The sequence below is a fragment of the Bartonella sp. AA1HLJMS genome (genome assembly GCF_042197445.1).
In the GTDB taxonomy this organism is placed as follows: Bacteria; Pseudomonadota; Alphaproteobacteria; order Rhizobiales; family Rhizobiaceae; genus Bartonella.
Map to the genome: position 1 here is coordinate 1 of NZ_JBHIRW010000184.1, position 1,341 is coordinate 1,341.

The 1,341-nt window shown below is 46.7% G+C and carries 2 protein-coding genes; both read right to left on the reverse strand.

The window, feature by feature from the left end:
• Positions 1–887 (reverse strand): phage terminase large subunit family protein (locus ACFIQE_RS10450; protein WP_375707708.1); only part of this gene is annotated, 887 nt, incomplete at its 3' end.
• On the reverse strand, positions 880–1,341 hold a 462-nt coding region (locus tag ACFIQE_RS10455), incomplete at its 5' end, for a hypothetical protein (protein WP_375707709.1). The genes ACFIQE_RS10450 and ACFIQE_RS10455, both read right to left, overlap by 8 nt.

Below are 1,341 nucleotides of genomic sequence, written 5' to 3' on the forward strand. Positions count from 1 at the left end.
CTGCTTGACTCACTGGTTGGGACCCAGCATGCGCCTCTTTCTTCACACATGAGATCTGTTTTTCGGTGCTCGGCATGTTCATGACCACAATGGGCACAAACAAACACAGCTTTTTCTGGAGCCCCTTTCGGCCATTTGATTTGTGACCAAACAATCGGCTGGAGTGTACCACATGCATCACAAGGCACGTTGTAATATCGCTGGTCTCCTAGCACAAAATCCTTGGCAATACGGCTTGTGTCACGGTGGGTGGGTGTGGACAATTTAAAGATCTTTCGTTGTACAAAGGTCGAGGTACGCTTTTCCGCAATCATCACCGGATCACCTTCGTTATCCACACTGAGAGGATAACCATCCACTTCATCCAAAATCAGATAACGAATAGGCATGGAACGCAAACCAGCAGCACTGTTTGCCCCTGTAAGCATCAGTGCACCACCATCAAACTCTTTCGAAAACATGGTATTCCCGCTGTCACGTGCTCGTGCTGGGGCTATGCGTTCACTTAAAACTGGACTTGCCATAATCATAGGATCAAGCCGCGTCTTTGAAAGCTTTTTGGCTGTCTCAACGGTCGGCATGACATAAAGAGCAGGTCCTGGACTATAATGAATAGCATAACCGCAGAAATTTAATCCTGCCTCTGACATGCCAACTTGCGCCCCTTTCATGACAATAGTTGTTTCAATTGGCACGTAAGAGGAAAGATTATCCATGATTTCACGCAAATAGGGGGTACGCTTTGTTCTCCACAATCCAGGTTCAGCACTTGCTACGGTGCTAAGGTATCTATTCTTATCCGCCCATTGCGAAACCGTATACGGTGGGTCCGGTTGTCGTGCGTTATTGGCATGGGCGAAAAATTCTTCGACTGCATTGTCATCCATTATTCGTTTCTTGCAAGTTCTCTAACTCTGGAGAATGAGGATCATGAAAAGGCACTGGAATATTAACCGCCTCAAGTAAAGCGGTTCTCATAGTGTAATCAATAGCACCAATAAGGCTGGCTGCATCACATCCAACTTGTGCAGCAATGCTTGCACCAAAACGATGAGGAAAATTCAACATAGCATCACGGTGCGCTCTTCCAAACTCACGAGCTGCTCTCTTGACTTCTTCACGGTCAACGGTTGTTTCGCGCAATCGTTCAAGTGCAATCTTTTCGCTTTCAAGAGCAACTTGCATTCGCTCCAGTTTTATCTTGTATTCATTAGCGCCCTCTGTAGAGGCTTGTTTGATCTTTGTCCGCGGTTGACCATCAGGCGCTAAAAATGGAGCAGGGCGCTTTGTTGGATTCTCATTCCAGATAGCTGTTGCAAGCGCTTCATTGACAGAACCATC